The sequence below is a fragment of the Chloroflexus sp. MS-G genome, from assembly GCF_000735195.1.
Taxonomy (GTDB): Bacteria; Chloroflexota; Chloroflexia; order Chloroflexales; family Chloroflexaceae; genus Chloroflexus.
In genome coordinates this window covers 1-6,774 of sequence record NZ_JPIM01000171.1, presented here as the reverse complement: position 1 = coordinate 6,774, position 6,774 = coordinate 1, and the positions used below count along the sequence as shown (strand labels likewise).

4 protein-coding genes and 1 pseudogene are annotated in these 6,774 nt (G+C 53.8%); 3 read left to right on the top strand and 2 right to left on the bottom strand.

Features of this window, described 5'->3' with window-relative positions; all coding sequences use genetic code 11:
• The first annotated feature begins 301 nt into the window (after window positions 1-301).
• Window positions 302-3,199 carry an excinuclease ABC subunit UvrA gene (uvrA, locus tag JE47_RS0119060; RefSeq protein WP_031461272.1) on the top strand — a complete coding sequence of 966 codons (2,898 nt, stop codon included), beginning with the start codon at window positions 302-304 and terminating at the stop codon, window positions 3,197-3,199.
• A 47-nt stretch (window positions 3,200-3,246) separates the two neighbouring features.
• On the opposite strand, the gene JE47_RS0119055 is transcribed toward uvrA, so the two are convergent.
• Window positions 3,247-4,185: a pentapeptide repeat-containing protein gene (locus tag JE47_RS0119055; protein ID WP_031461271.1), complete on the bottom strand. Its 939-nt coding sequence runs from the start codon at window positions 4,183-4,185 to the stop codon at window positions 3,247-3,249.
• Window positions 4,186-4,203: 18 nt separating this feature from the next.
• Window positions 4,204-4,881, bottom strand: a complete 678-nt coding sequence (locus JE47_RS0119050) for a 4-vinyl reductase (protein ID WP_031461270.1) — start codon at window positions 4,879-4,881, stop codon at window positions 4,204-4,206.
• 325 nt (window positions 4,882-5,206) lie between these two features.
• On the opposite strand from JE47_RS0119050, the gene JE47_RS0119045 reads away from it, so the two are divergent.
• The gene (locus JE47_RS0119045; RefSeq protein ID WP_031461269.1) at window positions 5,207-5,905 is read left to right on the top strand and encodes a hypothetical protein; all 699 of its coding nucleotides are present in this window, start codon (window positions 5,207-5,209) and stop codon (window positions 5,903-5,905) included.
• A gap of 593 nt (window positions 5,906-6,498) precedes the next feature.
• A pseudogene (locus JE47_RS0119040) lies at window positions 6,499-6,774 on the top strand (hypothetical protein); the annotation flags it as partial.

Below are 6,774 nucleotides of genomic sequence, written 5' to 3'. Positions count from 1 at the left end.
GCCGGGTGTACGACGACCATTGGGTGTCTGGGTGCGCGGGCCTCCAGCCCGCACCAGCGTTTATGGTCGAAACCTATCGCGTGCTGCCTCAGCACGTTATCGATGATAGGTTTAGAACTCGCTCTTGCCCCTCAATCTTCTCTCTCACCTCTGCTGAGTAAGGTGAAAACGTTGAAAAGCCCTAAAATCCAGCCTTTGTAGTTCTTTTGTTCTAAGAAATGATGGTATACTATCATGTAGGCCTGGCGTCGTCACCATTCGACGACGCTCTTGTTTCGCTTGTCTAGTAGCGGAGAGAGTCGTGGCAAAGACGACCATCGTCATTAAGGGCGCACGTGAACATAACCTCAAGGGCATTGATGTTGAAATCCCGCGTGATCGGCTGGTAGTGCTGACCGGAGTGAGTGGGTCGGGCAAGAGTTCACTGGCATTTGACACCCTCTACGCTGAGGGCCAGCGGCGGTATGTCGAGAGCCTGTCGGCTTACGCACGACAATTTCTTGGCCAGATGGAAAAACCGCAAGTCGATCTGATTGAGGGCTTATCACCGGCAATTGCTATCGAGCAAAAGAGTGCCAGCAAGAACCCACGCTCGACCGTCGGTACGATCACGGAAATCTACGACTATCTACGTCTGCTCTTTGCGCGGGTCGGTCATCAATACTGTCATCGGTGTGGTCAACCGGTTACCGCACAATCGGCGCAGCAGATGGTGGATCGTATCCTGACCCTCCCTCCCGGCACGCGCTTTATGGTGCTGGCGCCAGTGGTTTCGCAACGTAAAGGTGAGTACAAAGATATTTTTGCTGAAGCTAAAGCCGAAGGCTTCACTCGTGTGCGCGTTGATGGCGAAATTCGTTCGCTCGATGAAGAGATTAAGCTGAACAAGAAGGTCAAGCACTCGATTGAGGTCGTGATCGACCGCCTGGCGATACCAGCAGTTGCTGAAAACGGTGATGTTGACAGTTTCATCACCCGACTCACCGATAGCGTCGAAACAGCTTTGCGGGTTGGGGAAGGGAAGATTATTATCAGTCGCGCCGATGCGCCAGACGATCCCGATCAACCACGCGAGTGGATGATGAGCGAGAGCAATACCTGTCTGACATGCGGGATTTCGTTTCCTGAATTGACCCCGCAGATGTTTTCGTTCAACTCACCGCAGGGGGCATGTCCGACCTGTACCGGTCTTGGTGCGCGCCTTGAAGTCGATCCGTCGCTCCTCGTTCCTAATGGCGCACTCTCCATTCATGACGGTGCGGTGACGTATTGGGGCGAAATGCGGAAAAAGCAGGATACCTGGGCATACAAGGCTCTGCTTGCTATCGCTGCCCATTATCACATTGATCTCGATGCACCCTGGGATTCGTTGACGCAACGTCAGCGTGATGCAATTATCTATGGTAGTGGTCAGGAACGTATTCGCTTCTCCTGGGAACATGAAAGTGGATCGCGCGGTGAGTATTACCGTATCTGGGAAGGACTGGCCAGTGAAATTCGTCGGCGCTATATGCAGAGTGGCTCCGACGCGATGCGCGAGTATTACACGAAATACATGAGCGAACAACCCTGCCCTGATTGTCAGGGAGCAAGGTTGCGACCGGAAAGTCTGGCCGTGCGGGTAGCAGGGCGTTCGATTCGCGATGTAACTCGGATGAACGTTGCCCAGGCGCTCGATTGGGCCCGTGAATTGCCTAATCAACTTAACGAGACAGAGCGGGCTATCGTCGGTGATGTATTGAAGGAGATCCGTGAACGTCTCGGTTTCTTACACAATGTAGGTTTGCACTATCTGACACTTGATCGCGCTGCGCCAACTCTTTCTGGCGGCGAAGCACAACGCATCCGCCTCGCTTCTCAGATTGGCTCCGGGCTGGTTGGCGTGATGTATATTCTCGATGAACCGAGCATTGGTCTGCATCAACGTGATAATCGCAAACTCCTCGATTCGCTGTTGCGGTTGCGTGATCTTGGTAATACGCTTATTGTCGTCGAGCATGACCTTGAGACGATGCAGGCCGCCGATTGGATTATTGACTTTGGTCCCGGTGCCGGTGTGAAAGGTGGTCAGATTGTGACTGCCGGAACACCAGAGCAGGTGGCGCAACACCCGACCTCACTTACCGGTCAGTACCTCTCTGGCCGCCTGACAATCCCGATCCCGACCAGTCGTCGTCAGGCCAACAACGGCTGGCTGACCCTGGAAGGAGCAACGCTCAATAACCTGCGTGATGTGACGGTCAGTTTTCCACTCGGTTGTTTCATTGCCGTAACTGGTGTCTCTGGTTCGGGAAAATCATCGCTCATCACCGAAACGCTCTATCCGGCGCTGGCTAACCGTCTCAATCGTGCACAACTTAAGCCTGGTCCCTTCCGCAATCTGCACGGTCTCGAACGGCTGGATAAGGTCATCAACATTGATCAACAGCCGATTGGTCGTACTCCGCGCTCGAATCCGGCGACCTACGTGAAGCTCTTCGATTTGCTCCGTGAATTGTTTGCCGAAACACCCGAAGCGAAACTGCGTGGTTATGGTCCGGGTCGCTTCAGTTTCAACCTGAAAGGTGGGCGCTGTGAGGCGTGTGAGGGGAACGGCGAGATCAAGATTGATATGCAATTCCTGGCCGATGTCTGGGTTCGCTGTGCTGAATGTAAAGGGAAACGCTACAACCGTGAAACCTTGCAGGTTAAGTATCGAGGCAAGACCATCGCCGATGTGCTTGATATGGACGTGCAGACCGCGCTAGAGTTTTTTGCCAATGTGCCGCGGGTGCGTCGTATCTTACAAACTCTGCACGATGTTGGGCTTGACTACATCAAGCTCGGTCAACCTGCAACGACGCTTTCTGGTGGTGAAGCACAGCGGGTCAAGCTAGCAAAGGAATTGGCTCGGGTTGCTACCGGTCGTACCATTTACATTCTCGATGAACCAACGACCGGTCTTCACTTTGCCGACATTCAGAATCTGCTGCGCGTATTACACCGCCTGGTAGATGCGGGAAATACGGTCATCGTGATCGAACACAATCTCGATGTGATCAAGACGGCTGATTACGTGATCGATATGGGGCCTGAAGGTGGTGATGGCGGTGGCGAGGTGGTCGCTCTTGGGACACCTGAAGAGGTTGCCCGTCATCCAACCTCACACACCGGGCGATTTCTCCGCGAGATTCTTGAGTCGGTTGTTGCTTCTGGATAGGGGATGGGGTGGGTATGCTACTGCATACCCGCATCCCAATGTGTCGTTCACCGGACAATCCCTTTCGTTCCGGTCAAATCGCAGTCAGTCAAATCGGCATCGGTGAGATCAGCGTCGGTTAAATCGGCATCGGCCAGCGACGCTTCGCGCAAGTTTACTCCTCGCAAGTTTGCACCACGTAGATTGGCGCCGCTCAGATTAGCCCGCGACAGATTGGCGCGGGTCAAAATGGCGCCACGCAAGTTAGCGCCACTCAGATACGCACCACTGAGATTGGCCTCACTGAAATCGGCATTGCACAGACTTGCTTCACCAAAATTGGCTTCGCTGAGGTTCGCGCCGATAAAATTTGCATCATCAAAGGTTACTTCTCGTAGGTTGGCGTGCATAAGATTCGCGCCTGCCAGATTGACGCCATTGCCATTGGCGCCGTTCAGACTCACCCGCAGGAGGATGGCACCACTCAGATTAGCGCCACTCAAATTAACCAACTGAGCTTCGCGCAGTTGAGCTTCACTGAGATTCGCGCCAATCATCACCGTATCGCGGAGATCGGCCCCGCTGAGATTGCAGAGACTGAGATTGGCGCCGTACAAGTTAGCGCCACTAAAATCGGCGGCGCTCAGATTGGCGCCTCTGAGATTAGCACCAACCAGCGTTGCGAACTCCAGATTGGCCCAGCTCAGATCCGCTTTGCGCAGATCGGCATCGCTCAAATCGGCCCGAACCAACTGTGCCCAATTGAGGCGCGCCTCGCGGAGATTGGCCCAGCTCAGATTGGCGCCGCCTAACTCGCAGATACTCAAATCGGCCCGATATAAGTTTGCGTCGGTCAGGCGGGCACGACTCAATTGCGCTTCGCTTAAATTGGCGCCACTCAGATTCGCAGCACTCAGATTGGCGCCACTCAAATTAGCACCAACCAACCAGAGTGGCCCTGGACGATTGAGAAGATCAAAGATCTGGTCAGGAGTCAGGTCGGCCATACGGCCCTCCTTTACACATCAAGAAACAGGGAGCATTGGTGATTTAGCTACCAGCCAGATCGAGGCTGGTGCACCCATTGAACGACAGGCAACCTGTTCGACTGCAAACTCACGTCCGGTTTGCCAGTGTAGTGCTTCTTGTAAGATACCACACTGAATGTACCCAATCGGCTCATCAGCCTGCTTGCCGGCCGACATTGAACAGGTGTAGTCGATGTATGCCCAACTATCGCCACGATCCTCTAATGCCAGTCGTCGATCCTGGTTTACCGTTTGACTAAGGCGGCGTAACCCAGCTTGCATCGCCGACAAACCTAGCTTCACCTGAGTGGCGAACGGTAACATCTTCGAGGCGATCAACGCAGCAGTACCAAACAATGCGCTCTGATTGGTAATTGCCAGCCGGGCCGTCTGACGTCCAATCCGTAGTGCCATACTGCGTGCCGAGCGACCGAAGAAGTTGATCAGGCCAGCGTTGAGTGAGGCATAGTGGTAAAACGTTAGCCCACTCGTTGCTTTCAGTTGTTCGGGCGGATAGTTGCCTATCAAATGGCTTAAGCCGGCCTGGCGCAACACAACGGCCAAACCGTTACGCCCAATCACTTCTTCGGCTGCGAGCAATGCCCAACGCATGTATGCATCAACTAACAGCAAATCAGCAACCGGATCGTGGTCGGGGCGGTCGCGGATCTCCATATTTTCCTCCTCCACGCCCTTGGTCTGTGAACAGGTTTAGGATACCACAAACCGACCACGGATAGCATTATCACAAAAATAAACGTAGATTATTCCAAAACCTGAGGAGATGTAGCAGTGAACGCAGGAAGACGAAAATGTTTGCATGTTCTGCCAGCGATTGGTATCAGTTCTGTTCTTCGTGTTTCGCGTTCGCGCTAGCCGATGTCTTCCGGTTACCCACCGCTGACACGGGCCGGAGGCCTGCGCTCCGAGCTTGTCAATCGGTATGATATGCAATATAATGAACTAAAGTGTTAATTGTAGGCAATGCGGGAGGCTGGCAATGGAGACGGAATATTCGCTGGCGCTGGCGCTAGAGGATTACCTCCCGGTAATCTTCTCGTTGATCGGTGTATGGTTTATTGCACGCACCATTCAGCAATTTGATCGAACGCTGGGGATGATGGCTTTTACCGGTTTGGCACTGCTGGCGGTTGGCGGCATCTTAAAGGCAACCTGGAAGGTGCTGATGGCAATCAACGGTACCGACATCTCGCTCTTCAGTCAGGCCCTGTTCCCGATGATTGCACCCGGTTTCACGTTGATCGCAACCGCCGTGTACAGTTACACGCGCCAGCTTCAGGCTAAGCCAGGCTTGCACCGACCCTGGTTGATCCCGCTGATCGTGATTAGTCTATTCGCAATAGGGTCAGCGCTGATCGCGGTGAACGGTGGGCCATGGCGCGTGCCGCTGATTATGTTAGCAACGATTGGAAATGTTGCCCTCCTGCTCATGTTGGCGATTGGGGCATGGAAACGCAGGATGCGACCGTTAGCCGTGGTGTTTGTGATCGTCCTGATCACGATTATTGGTTTGTCGCAAATGGCCACAAATATGCCGCAGACCATTCCGGTGCAGTGGTTTGAGCAAATTGTGCAGACGCTAGCGCAACTGGCGTTTTGTCTGGGTTCGTGGCAGTTGACGCAACGGATGGCTCAGGAGGCGCCAGCGGTTCGGCGTCTGGCGATGGGTGTGGCGTAACGCTATGGGTGCTCTGGCAACAAGAACCGGAACGTAACATCTCGTACCAGGACATGCCGGCAACGTTGACGTAACGGTGCGGTTGTCAGAGTTCTCGGTTTCTGGTCGTGTTCACTAACGAAAGTCTTTCAGGCCATTCCTGACCGATACGGTCGCCTAGGAGCGCGGGCCGAAGCCGAAGGCCCGCTTCCTACGGCAGTGGGTGCAACCCTGGCTAAGCAATAGTCCGACGTGCTCGTGCAGGTCGGCTTATGGCATGGCCGTCCCTCTCACCTTGCGTCGCAGCACAGACACTGAAACCGTCGAAACCCTTTGCCATCACGTCGCGGAGCTGCATACGTTGCCTGCCACCGGTTCCCTGACCACTATGGCGATGTTATGATCGAGACTCATCAAAAGCCCGGATTTTTGATCATCCTCTAACCTATCTTTGCTCCCTTCTCACATCAGCACTGTCGGGTAGAAAAGAACGTTAGAAGCACCCAACAGTGCTATGGTTGAGATGATTGATAGTCTCTGATGTGCTATAATATAGCACATTTGACTGTATCAATTCTCTCACACGCTGCACTTGCCCGTCGAAGGAGTACAACATGCCACTCGAACGCGACCAAATCAGGGAATTGCTTATCCAGGAACTACCTGCACTCCTTGAACGCGATCCGGAAGTGCAGCGTCTGATCTTGCAACTTGCGCAAAAGTATTTTGCTGGTCGCTCGGAAACTGATAATCGGTTTGATCGCATTCTCGAGGAGTTGCGACAATCTCGCGAAGAGCAAACCCGGCTGTGGGCAGAACAAGCTCAGCGCTGGGCAGAACAAGCTCAGCGCTGGGAAGAACAAGCTCAACGCTGGGAAGAACAAGATCGG

Bases quoted from the DNA above. Each gene is read 5' to 3' on its own strand.
- JE47_RS0119055 (WP_031461271.1), bottom strand. From the start codon at position 4,185: ATGGCCGACCTGACTCCTGACCAGATCTTTGATCTTCTCAATCGTCCA.
- JE47_RS0119050 (WP_031461270.1), bottom strand. From the start codon at position 4,881: ATGGAGATCCGCGACCGCCCCGACCACGATCCGGTTGCTGATTTGCTG.
- JE47_RS0119045 (WP_031461269.1), top strand. From the start codon at position 5,207: ATGGAGACGGAATATTCGCTGGCGCTGGCGCTAGAGGATTACCTCCCG.